This window comes from Pseudomonas sp. ASL8 (genome assembly GCF_056680355.1).
Genome location: NZ_CM155278.1, coordinates 517,979 through 537,729 on the forward strand (window position 1 = coordinate 517,979; position 19,751 = coordinate 537,729).

At 56.9% G+C, this 19,751-nt stretch carries 14 protein-coding genes; 12 read left to right on the forward strand and 2 right to left on the reverse strand.

Annotated elements, in window-relative coordinates; genetic code table 11:
• Positions 1-105: 105 nt before the first annotated feature.
• Entirely contained in the window at positions 106-873 is a 768-nt protein-coding gene (locus tag AC1MEA_RS02420; protein ID WP_480916560.1) for a sulfite exporter TauE/SafE family protein, read from the forward strand.
• 113 nt (positions 874-986) lie between these two features.
• On the opposite strand, the gene AC1MEA_RS02425 is transcribed toward AC1MEA_RS02420, so the two are convergent.
• Positions 987-2,381 (reverse strand): PhoH family protein, encoded by a 1,395-nt coding sequence (locus AC1MEA_RS02425; protein WP_219060915.1) that lies wholly within the window; start codon positions 2,379-2,381, stop codon positions 987-989.
• A 350-nt stretch (positions 2,382-2,731) separates the two neighbouring features.
• On the reverse strand, positions 2,732-3,856 hold the full coding sequence (locus AC1MEA_RS02430; RefSeq protein WP_480916562.1) for a polysaccharide deacetylase family protein: 1,125 nt from the start codon (positions 3,854-3,856) through the stop codon (positions 2,732-2,734).
• Between the two features lie 94 nt (positions 3,857-3,950).
• On the opposite strand from AC1MEA_RS02430, the gene yaaA reads away from it, so the two are divergent.
• From yaaA to AC1MEA_RS02485, 11 genes are all read left to right on the forward strand, one after another.
• Positions 3,951-4,730, forward strand: a complete 780-nt coding sequence (gene yaaA / locus AC1MEA_RS02435; protein ID WP_219060913.1) for a peroxide stress protein YaaA — start codon at positions 3,951-3,953, stop codon at positions 4,728-4,730.
• 801 nt (positions 4,731-5,531) lie between these two features.
• Positions 5,532-6,848, forward strand: coding sequence for a nucleotide sugar dehydrogenase (locus tag AC1MEA_RS02440; RefSeq protein ID WP_219060912.1), 1,317 nt, complete (start codon positions 5,532-5,534; stop codon positions 6,846-6,848).
• A 157-nt stretch (positions 6,849-7,005) separates the two neighbouring features.
• On the forward strand, positions 7,006-8,487 hold the full coding sequence (gene alg8 / locus AC1MEA_RS02445; protein WP_374028606.1) for a mannuronan synthase: 1,482 nt from the start codon (positions 7,006-7,008) through the stop codon (positions 8,485-8,487).
• Positions 8,488-8,530: 43 nt separating this feature from the next.
• Complete coding sequence (locus AC1MEA_RS02450; protein WP_219060911.1) at positions 8,531-9,700, forward strand: alginate biosynthesis protein Alg44; 1,170 nt, start codon at positions 8,531-8,533, stop codon at positions 9,698-9,700.
• Between the two features lie 2 nt (positions 9,701-9,702).
• Positions 9,703-11,115, forward strand: coding sequence for an alginate biosynthesis TPR repeat lipoprotein AlgK (gene algK, locus AC1MEA_RS02455; RefSeq protein WP_449633065.1), 1,413 nt, complete (start codon positions 9,703-9,705; stop codon positions 11,113-11,115).
• Positions 11,112-12,590, forward strand: coding sequence for an alginate export family protein (locus AC1MEA_RS02460; RefSeq protein WP_219060909.1), 1,479 nt, complete (start codon positions 11,112-11,114; stop codon positions 12,588-12,590). Before algK ends, AC1MEA_RS02460 begins: the two co-directional genes overlap by 4 nt.
• Positions 12,591-12,615: 25 nt before the next feature.
• Entirely contained in the window at positions 12,616-14,181 is a 1,566-nt protein-coding gene (gene algG / locus AC1MEA_RS02465; RefSeq protein ID WP_480916564.1) for a mannuronan 5-epimerase AlgG, read from the forward strand.
• A 12-nt stretch (positions 14,182-14,193) separates the two neighbouring features.
• Positions 14,194-15,648 (forward strand): alginate O-acetyltransferase, encoded by a 1,455-nt coding sequence (locus AC1MEA_RS02470; protein ID WP_449633067.1) that lies wholly within the window; start codon positions 14,194-14,196, stop codon positions 15,646-15,648.
• Positions 15,649-15,655: 7 nt separating this feature from the next.
• A complete protein-coding gene (locus AC1MEA_RS02475) occupies positions 15,656-16,783 on the forward strand; it encodes a mannuronate-specific alginate lyase (protein ID WP_219060906.1) in 1,128 nt (375 codons plus the stop codon).
• 192 nt (positions 16,784-16,975) lie between these two features.
• Positions 16,976-18,562, forward strand: a complete 1,587-nt coding sequence (locus AC1MEA_RS02480; RefSeq protein ID WP_449633068.1) for an MBOAT family O-acyltransferase — start codon at positions 16,976-16,978, stop codon at positions 18,560-18,562.
• Positions 18,563-18,572: 10 nt separating this feature from the next.
• Positions 18,573-19,748: an alginate O-acetyltransferase gene (locus AC1MEA_RS02485; RefSeq protein WP_480916567.1), complete on the forward strand. Its 1,176-nt coding sequence runs from the start codon at positions 18,573-18,575 to the stop codon at positions 19,746-19,748.
• The last annotated feature ends 3 nt before the right edge of the window (positions 19,749-19,751 follow it).

Genomic DNA, 19,751 nt, shown 5'->3' on the forward strand with positions numbered 1-19,751 from the left:
GTGGGTCGGGGTATCAAGGGCGACATGTTATTTGGCCACGCATAAATAAAGTGACGAGGATGTCATGATGATTCGTCAAGAGCTCGACCCTTGGTTGGACAGCATATGAATTTTGAACACGCTCTTGTTGCAATAGGTTTTTTTGCTTTTTGCGGTGGCTTAATTGATGCAGCCGTTGGTGGAGGGGGGCTTGTACAATTGCCAGCACTCTTACATGCTTTGCCCCAATACAGTTTGGCTACTATTTTTGGAACCAATAAACTGGCTGTTTTGGCGGGCAATGCTTCATCTATTTTCACTTATATAAAAAGAATAAAAATCGTATGGAAACTTATGCTTCCCACTATGATCTCAGCATTTGTATTCGCATTTTTTGGTGCTATTTCTGTTTCGCTCGTGCCCAAAGAGCTCATGGAGTATATTGTTTTTTTTATTCTGATAGTGATGGCTATTTATACCTTTGCAAAAAAAGATTTAGGCCGGGTCCATTCTCATATTCAATGCGGAAAGAAAGAAGTCCTGTTGGGGATTTTTTTTGGAGGATTGATTGGGTTTTATGATGGGGTTTTTGGACCGGGCAGTGGCAGCTTCCTGCTTTTTATTTTTGTTAAATATTTTGGTTTCGACTTTTTAAATGCTTCAGCTTCAGCAAAACTAGTTAATTTTGGAACGTTTAGCGCGGCGCTAATGTTTTTTATCCCATCAGGTAATGTTTTATGGACGATAGGTGGAGTGGTTGGCGCATGTAATATTGCAGGCTCCCTCACTGGCGTTTTTTTGGCATTGCGTTATGGAAGTGGCTTTATTCGGATATTCTTTTTAATTTTACTTTTATTTTTGATAGGCAGGATGGGAGTGTCCATCTTTTTATAATTTATGGCCGGCTTTCTAAGCTTGGATCTGGGTCCGCAGATTCTTAGCGAATAGCATTTGAACGAAGCGGGGTGGAAATGGACGGCCGTAACGGCCGCCCAGTTGGTCAAGCGCTACAAATGGCTCTCCGCATACTCGGCGAGGATCGAACGTGGCACCCCTTGCAGGGTGATGTGCACACCATTAGGGAAGTCCTTGAAACGCTCCGTCAGGTAAGTAAGGCCAGAACTGGTGGCCGACAGGTACGGGGTGTCGATTTGCGCCAGGTTACCCAGGCAGACCACTTTGGAACCGGAACCAGCACGGGTGATGATGGTTTTCATCTGGTGCGGTGTGAGGTTCTGGCATTCGTCGATCAGGATCAGGCTTTGCTGGAAACTGCGTCCACGGATGTAGTTGAGGGATTTGAACTGCAACGGCACTTTGCTGAGGATGTAGTCGACACTGCCATGGGTGTTTTCGTCATCCATGTGCAGCGCTTCAAGGTTATCGGTGATGGCGCCGAGCCACGGCTCCATTTTTTCTGCTTCGGTGCCGGGCAGGAAGCCAATCTCCTGATCCAGCCCTTGCACGCTACGGGTAGCGATAATGCGCCGATAGCGCTTGCTGACCATGGTCTGCTCGATGGCTGCCGCCAAGGCGAGAATGGTTTTACCCGAACCGGCTGCGCCCGACAGATTGACCAGATGGATGTCCGGATCAAGCAAGGCAAACAACGCCAGGCCTTGGTAGATGTCCCGTGGCTTCAGGCCCCAGGCTTCCTGGTGCAACAAGGGCTCCTGATGCATGTCGAGAATCAGCAGTTCGTCGGCCTGGATACCTTTGATCCAGCCGACAAAACCTTGCGCATCGATGATGAACTCATTGATGTGCACCGCCGGCAGGTTGTCGATGAGCTGCACGCGATGCCATGTGCGGCCGTGATCCTGGCGAGTTTCGACCTTGCTGACACGGTCCCAGAAGGAGCCGGTCATGTTGTGGTAGCCACGCGACAGCATGGACACGTCGTCGACCAGTTGGTCGGTGCTGTAATCCTCTGCGGCGATCCCACACGCCCGCGCCTTGAGGCGCATGTTGATGTCTTTGGTCACCAGCACGACAGGCAAATCCTTGTTGCGCACGTGCAGGTCGATCAATTGGTTAATGATGATGTTGTCGTTCAGGTGCTCGGGCAACAAGCTGTTGGGCTCGGCCCGCTTGTTCATCAGGATCGAAAGGAAGCCTTTGCAGATGCCTGTGCCACGGTCGATCGGTACGCCCTGTTCAACTTCCTCCGGCGTCGCGTTGCCCAGTGTCTTGTCGATCAAACGAATCGCCTGGCGGCACTCGGCAGCGACCGAATGCTTGCCGGCCTTGAGCTTGTCCAGCTCTTCAAGGACGGTCATGGGGATAGTGACGTGGTGTTCTTCGAAATTCAGCAGTGCGTTTGGATCATGGATCAATACGTTGGTATCGAGCACGTAAAGGATTGGCTGGTTAGAAGAAGGGGTGCGTCCGTGATCATCCATACTCGCTCACCTTTTTAGAAGCCAAGCAACGCAATACAACAACAGTTCTGCGCCACGGAAAGGCCGCCGTAGCTCTCCTCTTCAGGCAGAGGAGAAAATGCTCAAGATGGGTCTGGGATGACGCCACCTGTGTTGCAGGTTTCGGCGGTCTGTATTGGTAATACCGCAAAACTCATGACAGAAAAAAGCACTTTGACGTTTTTTTGAAGTTTATTTTTCAGCATGACGAATAGCGCTTGGCGAGACCGCAAAGCACCGTTAAAGTCAGAAGTCCGCCTGACCCGAATTGTCGAAAAAATCCACCTCTTCCCGCCCTTAAAATGCCTGCATGGCCTTGCCCCACGGGCCTTTCAGGGGTAGTCGTGACAATCCTGCCATTGAAGTCCACTTTGTGCCGTGTTGGCGATCAGCCAGGGCAAGGCCGTCTCGACTTTATTGTGGATGTCATGAAATACAATGACCCCGCGTCGCCACAGCAGCATCAGGGTCAAGACCCGCTCGCTGGCCTGTTGGGCGGAAATATTTCGGTTCCAGTCCTGAGAATCGATATTCCACAACGAAACCTTCAGACCCTGGGCGCGGAAATATTCGGCGCTGTCGGCCCGACGGTGGCCATATGGGGGACGGAACAGCGGCAGGTAGTTGTCGGGTAACACCTGCTGCAACAGCACGGCACTGCGCTGAACCGAGTTCTGCCAGTCGAGCCACTGGCTGTGTGAACGGTATTCCCAGCCCTGCAAGCCCACGCATTGCTGCTTATAAAGCCCCTGCACTTCGGGCACGGCGCTTTTTTCCAGGCGCATTTGCATGTTTTTGCCCAGTACGAAGAAAGCAGCATTGAGCTTTTGCTGGCGCAGGTACTCGGTCAACCAATCCGTGGTGCCACCAACGACTGTCGGGCCACTGTCGAAGGTGAGCAGAAATGCGCGGTCGTTGAGTTCATCGCCCGTGAGTTCGTCCGAGTTGTAACGTTCGATTTCGCTGCTGACCAGCGGGAACAAGGCCGCCATGCGCAGCAGCTCGTTCAGGTAACGCTCGTGAAAGGCCCGGCTCGGTGCCGCCCAGGCCGCATAGAACGAATCGTCGGCGACCTGAAAATTTTCGGCCCGCTCGCGCAGCATCTCCATGTCCTCGACCAGCACGCAGAAAGAGGCGTCCTGCTCGCAGCTCTGTTGCGCAAACTGGTAATTCTCCAACAAGCGCGCCCACAGACGCTGGCGGATCAAATTCAGCGAAACCATGTTGATTTTCTTCAGCCCCAGACGCGCTTTAAGGCCCGTTTCATCCTGGCTTTCGCTGGCCAGCAAGGCATGGGCAAAGGCCAGTATCTCGGCGCGCGAGGCGACATCGAACAAGACCGGCGTGGTCAAATGCTCAGGCCATACGCTGCGATCCAGCATGGCGGGCACAGCAGGCCCGGCGGCCTGAGCGTTGAAGCAGAACAGGCAGACCGAGATGAATAAAACAATGCGCACAATCAAATCCCCAGAAAATCCCCGCGACGCACTATAGCTGGAGTCCACACCTCTCACCCCCTAGAATCGCGCCACGATCAAAGGAGACGATTTTATGCTGATGGTGATTTCCCCAGCCAAAACCCTCGATTTCGAAACCCCGCCGACGACCGCACGCTTCACGCTGCCGCAGTACCTGGATCACTCTCAGGAACTGATGGTTCAACTGCGTGAATTGACCCCCGTGCAGATCGGCGAACTGATGCACCTGTCGGACAAGCTCTCGGGGCTCAATGCAGCACGTTTCGGTAGCTGGACACCGGCTTTCACCCCGGCGAACGCCAAGCAGGCGCTGCTGGCGTTCAAGGGTGATGTCTACACCGGGTTACAAGCCGAAAATTTCACCGACGCCGACTTCACCTATGCCCAGGACCATCTGCGCATGCTCTCCGGCCTTTATGGCCTGTTGCGCCCGCTGGACCTGATGCAGCCTTACCGGCTGGAGATGGGCACCAAACTGAGCAACGACCGCGGCAAAGACCTCTATGCGTTCTGGGGCACGCACATCAGTGAGTGGCTGAACCAGGCGCTGGCCGACCAAGGCGATGACGTGTTGCTGAACCTGGCCTCCAATGAGTACTTTTCGGCAGTGAAGCGCTCTACCCTCAATGCGCGGATCATCAATACCGAGTTCCGCGACTGGAAGAACGGTCAGTACAAAATCATCAGTTTCTACGCGAAGAAAGCCCGGGGAATGATGAGCCGCTTTGTGATCAAAGAACGCATAAACAATCCCGACGCACTAAAACAGTTCGACGAGCACGGCTATTGTTACAGCCCGGCGCATTCGAAAGCGGACACCCTGGTTTTTCTCCGGGAGACAGCCGACCAATAAATGCAGTGTGAGGTGCACGGCTCATTCGAAAGCGTGCACGTCGTCACTTTCCACACCCGATTGATATGCACTTTTAGACGGTTTATTGACGCCAACAAAACGCCTTGTAAATTTGAAATCTGAAATTCTCAAAAAAATTACAGCTTTTTTTTCACTCCGCGACGCCCCCCTTTCAGGTAGTGGCCTATAACTATCTCCTGCCCGCAACTCCCTATTTATTAAGGCCTCGTCCGTAAGTGCCACTAATATGCAAGTACGGTTTCTGAAAACTTTAAATGGCTTAGTTTTGAAAAGAAGATCGGCGGCCCGGAACTAATATCAAAATTAGAGGCTCTTACCCATCGTAACAATTCTCGCCAACATTGTAAGCGATGACTTACACGGTGACGAGAAGGTCCGGGAAGTTACCCTCTATGAAGTTCGACCGCAGGGTCGATGAGTTAGCCCAGGAGATCACGCAATACCCTGTGTCTGAATAAGATCAGGTAAAGCACCGTCCTAGTGCTTGTGGCAATTGTCAGGTAACGCACATCAAGGCCCAGAACCAAGGCCTGTGCGCTCCGCGCTTGCCGGCAACGCGTCCTAGAGTGCTTCGCCAAGCCCCATGGGCCAGAGCCTGACAATAGGCCAAGTGCAGCCCTTATCAGCGTCATTGAGTGCGCCCCTTATTAGGCCCTCACAACTTAACTATGCCTACGCCCGGTATGTGACGTCTAACCGTCGCACTGCTGGGCGGATGATTATTGCTGGTCAACCTCAATATCCAGCCAACTTATGGCGTGAATAAACAAGGAGAATACGATGCGTATCAGCATCTTTGGTTTGGGCTATGTCGGTGCAGTATGTGCCGGTTGCCTGTCTGCACGTGGTCATGATGTAGTGGGTGTAGACATCTCGAGCGCCAAGATTGACCTGATCAACAATGGCAAATCGCCTATCGTTGAACCGGGCCTGGAAGAGCTTCTGGCGCAAGGCATCAAAACCGGGAAACTGCGTGGCACCACGGACTTCTCTGCCGCTATTCGCGACACTGATTTGTCGATGATTTGCGTGGGCACGCCCAGCAAAAAGAACGGCGATCTGGAACTCGATTACATCGAATCCGTCTGCCGGGAAATTGGCTTTGTCCTGCGTGACAAGACCACCCGTCATACCATCGTCGTGCGCAGTACCGTGTTGCCGGGCACTGTCGCCAACGTGGTGATTCCGATCCTCGAAGACTGCTCCGGCAAGAAAGCCGGTGTTGACTTTGGTGTCGCGGTCAACCCTGAGTTCCTGCGTGAAAGCACCGCGATCAAGGATTACGATCTGCCACCGATGACCGTGATCGGCGAGTTCGACAAAGCCTCCGGTGACGTGTTGCAAGCGCTGTACGAAGAGCTCGACGCACCGATCATCCGCAAGGACATCGCTGTCGCCGAGATGATCAAGTACACCTGCAACGTCTGGCATGCAACCAAGGTCACCTTCGCCAACGAGATCGGCAACATCGCTAAAGCGGTGGGCGTCGATGGTCGTGAAGTGATGGACGTGGTCTGCCAGGACAAAACACTCAACCTGTCCCAGTACTACATGCGTCCAGGCTTCGCTTTCGGCGGCTCTTGCCTGCCCAAAGATGTTCGCGCCCTGACCTACCGTGCCGGCTCGCTGGACGTTGATGCGCCGCTGCTCAACTCGCTGATGCGCAGCAACGTTTCGCAAGTGCAAAACGCGTTCGACATCATCACCAGCCATGACAAACGCAAAGTCGCCCTGCTCGGCCTCAGCTTCAAGGCTGGCACCGATGACCTGCGCGAAAGCCCGCTGGTGGACCTGGCAGAAATGCTGATCGGCAAAGGCTACGACCTGAGCATCTACGACACCAACGTCGAATATGCCCGCATGCACGGCGCGAACAAGGAATACATCGAGTCGAAGATCCCTCACGTCTCGTCCTTGCTCAACTCGGACTTTGAAGCAGTGATCAACAACTCCGACGTGATCATTCTCGGCAACCGTGACGAGAAGTTCCGCGCCTTGGCAGACAAAGCCCCGGCCGGCAAACAGGTTATCGACCTGGTTGGTTTCATGTCCAACGCCACAAGCACAAGTGGCCGGACCGAAGGTATCTGCTGGTAATCCAGCTGCCCTGACAGCGTCAGTCAAGGTCTGTGGGAGCGAATCCGCTCCCACACGTACCCATCACCTTAACTGACGGGCATCAGCTACACATGCCTGCCTTAACCCATTCGGGCCAACCCAAAAGGTTCGCCCGATATCGAGACGGATGCAGATTATGCACAGGCTAAAGCACGGCCTACTTCAGGCCGCAGGTTGGCTGTTTTATCTCAGTATATTAATGGGCCTCGCTCTGGCGCTGCCTACCAGTATCTTCGACTCTCAGTCGAAGAACTTTCTGTTCCTGATTGGCGCTGTCGGCATCTGGCGCTACTCCATGGGCGCCACGCACTTTCTGCGCGGCATGCTGTTTCTGTACGTGGTCTATCCGCACCTGCGCCGCAAAGTGCGCAAGCTCGGCAGCGCGGCAGATCCATCCCATGTGTTTCTGATGGTCACCAGTTTTCGAATCGATGCCCTGACCACCGCCCAGGTGTACAGCTCGGTGATTCGCGAAGCCATTGAATGCGGCTACCCGACAACGATTGTCTGCTCCCTGGTAGAGATGTCCGACGAGCTGCTGGTCAAGAGCATGTGGGCCAGACTCAATCCACCTGAGCGGGTCAAGCTGGACTTCGTGCGCATCGCAGGTACCGGTAAACGTGACGGCCTGGCCTTTGGCTTCCGCGCCATTTCCCGACACATGCCCGATGCCCGCGCCGTGGTTGCGGTGATTGATGGCGACACCGTGCTCAGCCCGGGTGTCGTGCGCAAGACCGTGCCTTGGTTCCAGTTGTTCGGCAACGTTGGCGGCTTGACCACCAATGAGTTCTGCGAAGTCCGTGGCGGCTACATCATGAGCGAGTGGCACAAGCTGCGCTTCGCCCAGCGTCACCTCAACATGTGTTCCATGGCCCTGTCCAAGCGCGTGCTGACCATGACCGGCCGGATGTCTGTGTTCCGCGCAGAAGTGGTTACCGACCCGGAATTCATTGCCGACGTCGAAAGCGACTCCCTGCATCATTGGCGTCTGGGCACCTTCAAGTTCCTGACCGGCGATGACAAGTCCAGCTGGTTCAGCCTGATGCGCTTGGGTTACGACACGTTCTACGTGCCGGACGCCTCGATCAACACCGTTGAACATCCGCCGGAAAAGAGCTTCATCAAGGCCAGCCGCAAACTGATGTTCCGCTGGTACGGCAACAACCTGCGGCAGAACTCCCGCGCGCTGGGTCTGGGTGTAAGGCGCCTGGGGTTGTTCACCAGCGTGGTGCTGTTCGATCAACGCGTGTCGATGTGGACCTCGATTCTGGGGCTGACTGTCGCCCTGATCGCCAGCTTCAAATACGGCATGACGTTCATCCTGATGTACCTGCTGTGGATCGGTATCACCCGCCTCATCCTGACGCTGTTGCTGTCCTGCACCGGACACACCATCGGCCCCGCTTACCCCGTGATTCTCTATTACAACCAGATCGTCGGTGCGCTGGTGAAAATCTACGTTTTCTTCCGCCTCGATCAACAGTCCTGGACTCGCCAGGACACCAAACTCACTCGCGACCTGGCCAGCTTCCAACGTTGGTTCAACACCTGGTCGTCTCGGACCATGACCTTCTCCGCAGGCAGCGTGTTTGTCGCCGTGCTGCTGACGATGGTCTGACCACCGGGCCAATGGATCAATTGATTAAGTAGGAATTACCGCCATGAATACCGCCGTGAATGTGAATGTAGTGCATGAATCTGAAGCTCAGCGCCAGCACGCTCGGGTCAAAATACCGGCCAAACTGCGCTTCTTCGGCAGCGACGGTACCGCCCATATCGCCCAGGTCGAAGACCTGTCTGCCGGCGGCCTGTGCTTCAACGCCGGTCGGCAGCCCCTGAAAATCGGCGAAGTACAGAAAGGCCGTCTGCAATTCGTCATCGATAACCTTGGCCTGGCCATGGACGTTGAACTGCAGGTTCGCTCCTTTGATGCTCGTACCGGCCGTGCCGGCTGCCAGTTCCAGAACCTGGAACAGCAAGACATCGCCACCCTGCGCCACCTGATCACCTCGCACTTGAGCGGTGACATCGTGACCATGGGCGAAGTACTCGCCACCTTGCAGCGCGACAATTTCACCAAGGCACGCAAGGTCAAGGACGGCGGCAGCGGCATGACGTTCTTCGGCCGCCTGCGCGCCGTGACCTTCAGCCTGGGGATCTTCATCGTCGGCCTGGTCGCGTTCGGCTTTATCTTCAAATCGGTTTATGGCCTGTACTTCGTCAGCCATGCAACAGCCGGCGTGGTCAGCGTGCCGAGCATGGACGTGACCATGCCTCGCGAAGGGACCGTGCAAAGCCTGGCCGGTACTGATGGCGTGGTCGCCAAAGGTGCACCGCTGGCCTCGTTCAGCACCAGCATGCTGGAAATGCTCAAAGACCACCTGGATGACGCGCAACTGCAACCGGCCAAGGTCGAAGACCTGTTCGCCCGGCAATTGAGCGGCACCCTGACCAGCCCGTGCGACTGCATCATCGCCAAACAACTGGTCGCTGATGGTCAGTTCGCCGGTAAAGGCGCAGTGATCTTCCAACTGGTCCCACGCAACACCGAAGCCACTGTCGAAGCCCGCTTCAGCTATCGCCAGTTCGCCGACGTACGCCCTGGCACCCCAGTGAACTTCCAGGTTGCGGGCGAAGATACGATCCGCCGCGGCAAGATCGTCAGCAGCGTCAACAACAGCAACACCGAACTGTCTACCGACATTCGCGTGCAGATCAAGCCTGACGAATCCCTGAGCAGCAGCCTGTCCGGTCGTCCGGTGGAAGTCACCAGCGACCGTGGTCCTTCATTGAACTGGCTGATCGACAAAGCCATGGCCGCGGGTCTCTAAATATGGCTAGCCCACTACGAAAGCTGTCGACCCCTACCCTGCTGGGCCTCGCCGTGGCGATCGGCCTTAGCGGTTGCGCTGGCCTGCCCGATCAGCGCTTGGCCAACGAAGCCCTCAAACGCGGCGACACCGCGATGGCACAGCAGAACTATCGGCAACTGGCGGACCTGGGTTATAGCGATGCACAGGTCGGCCTGGCGGATATTCAGGTCGAAACCCGTGACCCCGCCCAGCTCAAACAAGCTGAAGCCACTTACCGCGCCGCCGCCGACACCTCGCCCCGGGCTCAGGCCCGGTTGGGTCGCTTGCTGGTTGCACGGCCAGACGCCACGGAAGCCGAACACCATGAAGCCGAGGTCCTGCTGAAAAAGGCCTTTGCCAATGGCGAAGGCGGCACATTGATTCCGCTGGCGATGCTGTACCTGCAATACCCGCAGACCTTCCCGAAGGTCAACGCGCAACGGCAGATCGAGCAATGGCGCGCCGCCGGCTACCCGGAAGCGGGCCTGGCCCAGGTGCTGCTCTATCGCACGCAGAACACCTACGATCAGCATCTGGATGAAATCGAAAGCATCTGCAAGAAAGCCCTGCTCGTCACCGACATCTGCTACGTCGAACTGGCCACCGTTTACCAGAAACGCGCGCAAGTGGATCAACAGGCTGCTCTGATTGCCCAACTGCAAAGCGCTTACGCGCTCGGCAAGGTTTCAGCACAACGGGTTGACGGTGTAGCGCGTGTATTGAGCGACTCTGAGCTCGGCAAGCCTGATGAAAAAACAGCTCAGCAACTGCTGGAAAAAGTCGCACCGGGCTATCCGGTTTCCTGGGTCACCCTGGCGAAGTTGCTCTATGACTTCCCGGAACTGGGCGACGTGAACAAGATGATGGAGTACCTGAACAACGGTCGCGCAGCGGATCAACCGCGTGCCGAACTGCTGTTGGGCAAGCTCTATTACGAAGGCAAATGGGTCCTGCCCGATGCCAAGCAGGCCGAAGCTCATCTGCAGAAAGCCGCTGGCAGCGAAATTGCCGCGCACTACTACCTGGGTCAGATCTACCGCCGGGGCTACCTCGGCCAGGTCTACCCGCAAAAGGCCGTCGAGCAACTGTTGATAGCCGCTCGCGGCGGTCAGAACAGCGCCGACTACGCCCTCGCGCAGCTGTTCTCCCAAGGTAAGGGCACCTTGCCTAACCCGGTCAACGCGTACGTGTTCAGCCAACTGGCGCTGAAGCAGGACGCTCCGACCCCGGAAGCGACCGAACTTGCGCAACAAATCAATGACCAACTGCTGCCTGCACAGCGCGTCGAAGCCCAACGTATGTTGCAACAAGAGCAACAGGTACGTGGCACGTCCGCCCAGAACAATCTGGCCCTGCATGCTCTGCAACAAGAAGACGCCGAGGAAGCTCTATGAAGTTGAATCACTGGATGACAGCTGGCCTGGGCCTGAGCTTTTCCCTGCTCTCGGCCACCCCGGCGTTGGCAGCAGCACTGACCGAGACCAAGAACTTCGGTCTGGAAGTTAAAGTCACCGGCCAATCCGAAGACGACCGCGACCTGGGCACTCGCTCAGGTGGCGATGTCAACGGGGTCGGCCTGGACTTGCGTCCATGGGCCTACGGCGAGCGCGGTAACTGGAGCGCCTACGCCATGGGCCAGGCAGTCACTTCGACGGACATTATCGAAACCGACACCCTGCAACAGTCAGATACCGGCAACGGTTCCAGCGCCAGCGATGATCGAAAACCCGACAAAAGCTACCTGGCCTTGCGTGAGTTCTGGATCGGCTACAAAGGTCTGACCCCTTACCCTGGCGAGGAGCTGCGCTTGGGCCGTCAGCGCCTGCGCAACGACGATGGCATGTGGCGCGACGCCAATATCGAAGCCCTGAACTGGACCTTCGACACCACGTTGCTCCGGGCCAATCTTGGCGCAGCGGAACGCTTCAGCGAATACCGCACCGACCTCTCCGAACTGTCGCCTAAAGACAAAGATCGCCTGCACCTGTTTGGCGATATTTCGGCACAGTGGAGACCTGGTCAGTGGGCTGGCGTGCGCGCTCATCACACTCACGATGACGGCAAGCTCAAGACCGGCCTCGATCAAGTCGACTCCCTGGATAAAACCCAAAATGGCGACCTGACCTGGCTGGGTGTCGAAGCCAACAGCGATGCCTATAACTACCGCAACACCAACACCATCAATTACTGGGCCAGCCTGACCGGGATGAGCGGCGACCGCGACTCGATCCACCCTTCGACCGTGAACGGTGTCAGTACTGCGGGCGAAAAAACCAGCGGCAACGTCGACGGCTGGGCCACTGATATGGGGATCCGTCTGCGTCTGGACCCTAACTGGCAAGTCGGTGCGGCCTATGCCCGCGCCAGCGGCGACTACGAACAGAACGGCCTGGAAAGCAACCGTTCGAACTACACCGGCACCCGCTCGCGCGTCCACCGTTTCGGCGAGGCCTTCCGCGGCAGCATGAACAACGTACAAACCGGCACCCTGTTCGGTTCCTGGATGTTGCGCGACGACTACGACGCCAGCCTGGTCTACCACAAGTTCTGGCGCGTCGACGGCAACAAAGCCGTGGGCACCACCGGTATCAATGCCGTGGAGAACTCCTACAACGCTGACGGCGCGGTTGAGTCCAGCACGTCTCTGCCCTTGATGGACGGTAAAAAAGACCTCGGTCAAGAAATGGACCTGGTCGTCACCAAGTACTTCAAACAGGGCCTGCTGCCCGCGGCACTGAGCCAGTCCATCGACGAACCGTCGGCACTGGTGCGGTTCCGTGGCGGTGTGTTCAAACCTGGCGATGCTTACGGTAAAGAAGTGGATTCGTATATGCACCGCGCCTTTATCGACGTCATCTGGCGCTTCTGATGCAAGCCGCCAAGGGAGCGATACGATGAACAGTCTACCCATGAGAGGCTCCGTCAGCCTGCTGGCCAGCGCCTTGATGCTGGCCAGCGCCGCAGCGTTTGCCGCGGTCGACCCTGCTGCTCCGGCCAAAGGCCTGCAGCAGGCCAAGACCTACACCGTGACCAGCCCGCCCACCGCGCCGCTGGAACTGGCCAAGCCTAAACTGCCCGACATCTCCGGCTATACCGCCGAAGCCGTCGCCAAGAAAATCGTGCGCAGCAAACCGGGCAAGATCAAAGTCCAGCGCATGATGCAGGAAGACGCCCTGAAAGATTTTATCGGTGGCGATAACAAGATGACCGAATGGGTGGCACGCCAGCACGGCATCCCCCAGGCGATCTTTATCGAAGACGGTTACGTGAACTTGCGTGACCTGAGCAAAAGCCTGCCCAAGCAGTACTTCAGCGAAACCTCGCCCGGTGTATTCCTGGCCAGATTGCCGATTGTCGTTGGACGCAAGGGCATTCTTGAAATCGATAACAAGACTCAAGAGCTGCGCTTGTCGCAGGAAGCCGGTTCGTTCTTGATCAACGATGGTCAGCTGTTTGTCCGGGACACCAAAATCACCGGATGGCGCGAAGCCGACAACGGCCCGGCGACCTTTCGCAAGCCGAATGAGTTTCGTCCGTTCCTGCTGTCCTGGGGCGGCACCGAGACCTATATCGTCAACAGCAAAATCGCCAGCTTCGGTTATGCCAACAGCAAATCCTATGGCGTGAGTATTTCCCAGTACACGCCGAACATGGCCAAGGTCCTGAAACGCCCGGAACCGACCGGCTGGATCATCGGTTCCGAGTTCTCGGACATGTGGTACGGCTTCTACTGCTATGAAGCGCGTGACGTGGTGGTCAAGGGCAATACCTACCGTGACAACATCGTCTACGGGATTGACCCGCATGACCGCTCACACGGTCTGATCATTGCCGATAACACGGTCTACGGGACCAAGAAAAAACACGGGATCATTATTTCCCGCGAGGTCAACGACAGCTTCATCTTCGGCAACCGCAGCTACGACAACAACCTGTCAGGCGTGGTGATCGACCGTAACAGCGTGAACAACCTGATCGCTTACAACGAGATTTTTCAGAACCATTCCGACGGCATCACGATGTACGAGAGTGGCGACAACCTGATCTGGGGCAACCGTGTGATCAACAACCGTCGCCACGGAATTCGTGTCCGTAACAGCGTGAATATCCGGTTGTACGAAAACATCGCCATGGCCAATGGCCTGATGGGCGTCTACGGGCACATCAAGGATTTGAGCGACACCGACCGTGACATCGCCCTTGACCCCTTCGACACCAAGGTCTCGCTGATCGTTGTCGGTGGCGAACTCGCCGCCAACGGTTCCGGCCCACTGTCCATCGACTCGCCATTGAGTGTCGAGCTGTATCGGGTGTCGATGCTCGCACCGACCAAATCCAACGGGATCAGCTTCAACGGGATTCTCGGTGAACGTCAGGACGAAATTCTCGACCTGCTGGTGCGCCAGAAGAAAGCCGTGTTGATCGACCCGGTCGAACGCCAGACCGATCTCCGGGACTGAGGAAACCTATTTATGCATGCTCAATTGATCAAGTTACTCAGCCTCTCGGGCCTCACGGCAGCCATCTTCGCAGCCTCGAGCGGCGTGCGCGCCGATGACGCTCACGCGCCGACGTTCACCGCCGAGCCTTGCTGCAACATTTGCCCACAGGCGCTTGACGCGAAGAACTACACCACGCGCTACCAGCAGAACTTCACCACGCTGGTACAGGCTCAGGGTGACTGGCTGTTCCGTACCCAGGAAGACCTGCGGACCCAATTCGATACTTCGCCCGAAGGCTATCGGCGCATGAAAGAGCTGCACGATGCCTTCAAAAGCAAAGGTGTCGAGCTGGTCGTGGTGTACCAACCCACCCGTGGTCTGGTCGATCGTAACAAGCTGTTCCCGGCTGAGCGCGCCAAGTACGACTACGAAACGGCGCTGAAAAACTACCAGGCCATGCTCGGCCGTTTCAGCCAGATGGGTTACTGGGTGCCCGACCTGTCGCCATTGACCAATGAGCCCTCGACCAAGGACGAACAGGGGCACGACTTCTACTTCCGCGGTGACCAGCACTGGACGCCTTACGGTGCTCAGCGCACGGCAAAAATCGTCGCCGAAAAGGTCAAGCAGGTACCGGGGTTCGCTGACATTCCCAAGCGTGAATTCGAAAGCCACAAGTCTGGCCGCATGGGCAAGACCGGTACCCTGCACAACATGGCCGCGCAGTTGTGCGGCAACACCTACGCGATCCAGTACATGGATCAGTTCGTGACCGAGCCCAAGGGCGAAGCAGCTGACGGCGACCTGTTCGGCGATTCCGGCAACCCGGAAATCACCCTGGTCGGTACCAGTCACAGCGGCAAGAACTACAACTTCTCCGGTTTCCTTGAAGAGTACATCGGCGCAGACGTTCTTAACGTCGCCTTCCCTGGTGGTGGCCTGGAAGGCTCAATGCTGCAATACCTGGGCAGCGAAGACTTCCAGAAAAAACCGCCGAAAATCCTGATCTGGGAATTCTCGCCGCTGTATCGCCTGGACCAAGAGACCATCTACCGGCAGATGATGTCGCTGCTCGACAACGGCTGCGAAGGCAAGACTGCAATCATGAGCCAGAGCGCCACGCTGAAAACCGGGGCCAATGAGCTTCTGGTCAATGGCAAAAACGGCATCAAGGATGTGCGCAACGGCAGTAATCAGGTCGACATCCGCTTCGCCGACACGTCGGTGAAAACCTTGCACGCCACGCTCTGGTACATGAATGGCCGGCATGAAGACCTGAAAATCGAAAAACCGACAACATCCGATACAGACGGGCGTTTCGCCTTTGAACTGCGCGACGACAAGGACTGGGCTGACCAGCAATTGCTCGCCGTGGAAGTACAGGGCCCGGAAGCGGGCGCTGCACCTCAGCAAGTCGAAGCGAAAATATGCAAACGCAACGTGTTCCCACGAGCTGCGCAAAATACCGCGCAAGCCGGGTTATGAGGCCTTTATGCACTCTCGAAAAATGATGCTCCCCACCCTGCTCGCCGTGGCGCTGCTGGCCGCGACCGATGCCGCGTCCGCTGCACAGGCGCTGGTTCCTCCGCAGGGCTACTTCGCCGGTATTGAAAAGGTCAAAACCGGTGACAACAAATTTACGTGCGATGCGATCCCCAAGCCGTACACCGACAAACTGGTGTTTCGCAGCAAATACGAAGGCTCGGACAAGGCCCGTTCGACCCTGAACGAGGTCTCGGAAAAAGCCTTCCGGGACGCCACTGCCGACATCACCAAGCTGGAGCGTGACACCAGCAAAATCGTCATGCAGTACATGCGCGACGGTCGTCCGGAACAGCTCGACTGCGCCTTGAACCTGCTCACGACCTGGGCCAAGGCAGATGCGCTGGAGTCCAAAGACTTTAACCACACCGGCAAGTCGATGCGCAAATGGGCACTGGGCAGCATGTCCGCGTCGTACCTGCGCCTGAAGTTCTCCAACTCGCACCCGTTGGCCGCGCATCAGGAGCAAGCGCAAATCATCGAAGCCTGGTTCAGCAAACTGGCCGATCAGGTGGTCAGCGATTGGGACAACCTGCCGATGGACAAGAACAACAACCACACCTACTGGGCTGCCTGGTCGGTGATGGCGACGTCGGTGGTGACCAATCGACGTGATTTGTTCGACTGGTCGGTGAAGGAGTTCCGCGTCGGCGCCAATCAGATCGACAAAGACGGCTTCCTGCCCAACGAGCTCAAGCGCAAACAACGCGCCCTGGCGTATCACAACTACGCCCTGCCACCGATGGCGATGATTGCCAGTTTTGCCCAGGCCAATGGTGTCGATGTACGCCCGGAAAACAACGGTGCATTGCAGCGTCTGGGTGAACGGGTGCTGAGCGGGATCAAGGATGCCGACAGCTTCACCCAGCGCAACGGCGAGAAACAGGACATGACCGATCTCGAGATCGACAGCAAGTTCGCCTGGCTCGAACCCTTCTGCTCGCTCTACACCTGCAAGCCCGAAGTACTGGATCAAAAACACAAGATGGAACCGTTCAAGACCTTCCGTCTTGGCGGCGACCTGACCAAGGTTTTCGATCCGGCGCATGAAAAAGGCAATAAAGGTTCTGGCTCCTGAGGCACCACGAAACCCGTAGGCGCTGACTTGCAAACAGAGTGAATTCACTACCGTTTGAAGGTCGTACCGACCTTGTCGCAGACAAGTCAGCTCCTACAGGGGCAGTAAATTTCATGCAATACACCCCCTGTTTTTGATGGGGGGTTTGGGGGGGTTTCGGCCCTTGACTGTTGAACCAACGGAGGGATAAGGATGGTTTTCTCATCCAATGTGTTTCTGTTCTTGTTCTTGCCGATCTTCCTCGGCTTGTACTACTTGAGCGGACAACGCTACCGCAACTTGCTGTTGCTGATTGCCAGCTACGCGTTCTATGCCTGGTGGCGAGTGGACTTCCTGGCGTTGTTCATCGGCGTGACTCTGTGGAACTACTGGATCGGCCTGAAAGTCGGCGCGGCAGGCGTGCGCACCAAACCGGCACAGCGTTGGCTGTTGCTTGGCGTGGCGGTGGATCTGGGCATCCTTGGTTACTTCAAATACGCCAACTTCGGCGTGGACAGCATCAACGCGATGATGACCTCGGTAGGTCTCGAACCGTTCATCCTGACCCACGTATTGTTGCCGATCGGGATCTCCTTCTACGTCTTCGAATCGATCAGCTACATCATCGACGTTTACCGTGGCGACACACCGGCCACGCGTAACCTGATCGACTTTGCTGCGTTCGTCGCGATCTTTCCGCACCTGATTGCCGGCCCCGTGTTGCGCTTCCGTGACCTGGCCGACCAGTTCAATAACCGCACGCACACCCTGGACAAGTTCTCCGAAGGCGCCACGCGCTTCATGCAGGGCTTCATCAAGAAGGTGTTCATCGCCGACACCCTGGCGGTCGTCGCCGACCATTGCTTCGCCTTGCAGCACCCCACCACCGGGGATGCATGGCTCGGTGCGCTGGCGTACACCGCGCAGCTGTATTTCGACTTCTCCGGCTACAGCGACATGGCCATCGGCCTGGGTCTGATGATGGGCTTCCGCTTCATGGAGAACTTCAAGCAGCCGTACATCAGCCAGTCGATCACCGAGTTCTGGCGGCGCTGGCACATCAGCCTGTCCACCTGGCTGCGTGACTATCTGTACATCACCCTGGGCGGCAACCGTGGCGGCACCTTGACCACCTACCGCAACCTGTTCCTGACCATGCTGCTCGGTGGTCTGTGGCACGGTGCGAACATCACCTACATCGTCTGGGGCGCCTGGCACGGCATGTGGCTGGCGATCGAAAAGGCCTTGGGCCTGAACACCAATCAGCGCAGCTTCAACCCGATTCGTTGGGCACTGACCTTCCTCCTGGTGATCATGGGCTGGGTTATTTTCCGCTCAGAAAACCTGCACGTTGCCGCACGGATGTACGGCGCGATGTTCAGCTTCAGCGAATGGCAACTGTCGGAACTCAACAGCGCCAGCCTCACCGGCCTGCAAGTGGCAACACTGATCGTGGCGTACATGACATTGGCGTTCTTCGGTCTGCGTGACTTCTACGCCAACCGACCTAAAGCCGACGCGATCAAGGGTGCGAAACCTGCTGCCGGCGAAGAGAGCACCGAGGCCAACGGTCCCGCAACCGCTCAACCGGGCATGATCAAAGCAGTCCCTGGCGACCAGCCGAACAGCATTCACCTGCCGGGTTACACCGTCGGCACCGACGCTCAGGTACAGCCTGCGTTCTGGGTCGCCGACTGGCCACGTTATGCAATGCGCACCTTGGTGTTGCTGTTGTTCGTGGCATCGATCCTCAAGCTCTCGGCGCAAAGTTTCTCGCCGTTCCTTTACTTCCAGTTTTGAGGAGCCTGACATGACCCGATCATTACGCATCCTCTACATCGTCCTGTTCCTTGCCATCCTGCTCGCGTTGGGTGTCTGGTCGCTGCGCAGTTTCGGCAGCTTCTCGACCTCCGCCGAGACCACCGTGCTCAACGGGCGCTGGACCAAAGCGGCGGAGACTCATTACGACGATGAGTTCCCGATCAAACGCCTGGGCACCAACCTCTGGGCCGCGCTGGACTTCAAGCTGTTCAACGAAGGCCGTCCTGGCGTCGTGCTGGGCCGCGATCAGTGGCTGTACAGCGATGAAGAATTCAACCCTGTGGTCAATGGCGAGCAGAACGAAGCCGACAACCTCGCGCTAATTCAAGGGGTACGCGACACCCTGAAAAAACAGGGCACGCAGTTGGTATTGGCCATCGTGCCGGCAAAAACCCGGCTGTACCCTGAGCACATCGGCGACAACACCCCGGCCACGCTGCACGCCGATTTGTATCAGCAGTTCCATGCCCAGGTGGCGAAGGCCGGCATTATTGCCCCTGACCTGCTGACGCCGCTGCAGAGCGCAAAACAGAACGGCGCCGTGTTCCTGCGGACCGACACGCACTGGACGCCGATGGGTGCCGAAGTCGTCGCTCAACAGCTAGGCACTGTCATCAGCAAGGAAACGCCATTGAGCGGCGAGCCTGAAAAGTTCGTCACCGAAGCCAAAGAGACCGCGCCGTACAAGGGTGACCTGACCAGCTTCCTGCCACTGGACCCGCTGTTCAGCAACCTGTTGCCTAAACCGGATCAGTTGCAACAACGCAGCACTAATCCGGCTCAGGCCGAGGCTAACGGCGGCGATGCCCTGTTCGCGGACAGCGAAGTCGCGGTGGGACTGGTCGGCACCAGCTACAGCGCCAACCCGAACTGGAACTTCCTGGGCGCCTTGAAACAAGCGCTGCACAGCGACGTGGTCAATTACGCCGAAGACGGCCATGGCCCGATTCTGCCGATGCTCAAATACCTGCAAACCGATGCTTTCAAGAACAGCCCGCCACAAGTGCTGATCTGGGAGTTCCCGGAACGTTATCTGCCTGCCCACAACGACCTTGGCGAGTTCGATCCCCAGTGGATCGCAGAACTTAAACAAGCGCGTGACCCGCAACAAAATCTGGCGCTTAACGCCAACAAATCCGAGTCGCCCAACCGGGCGCAAAACTGAGAG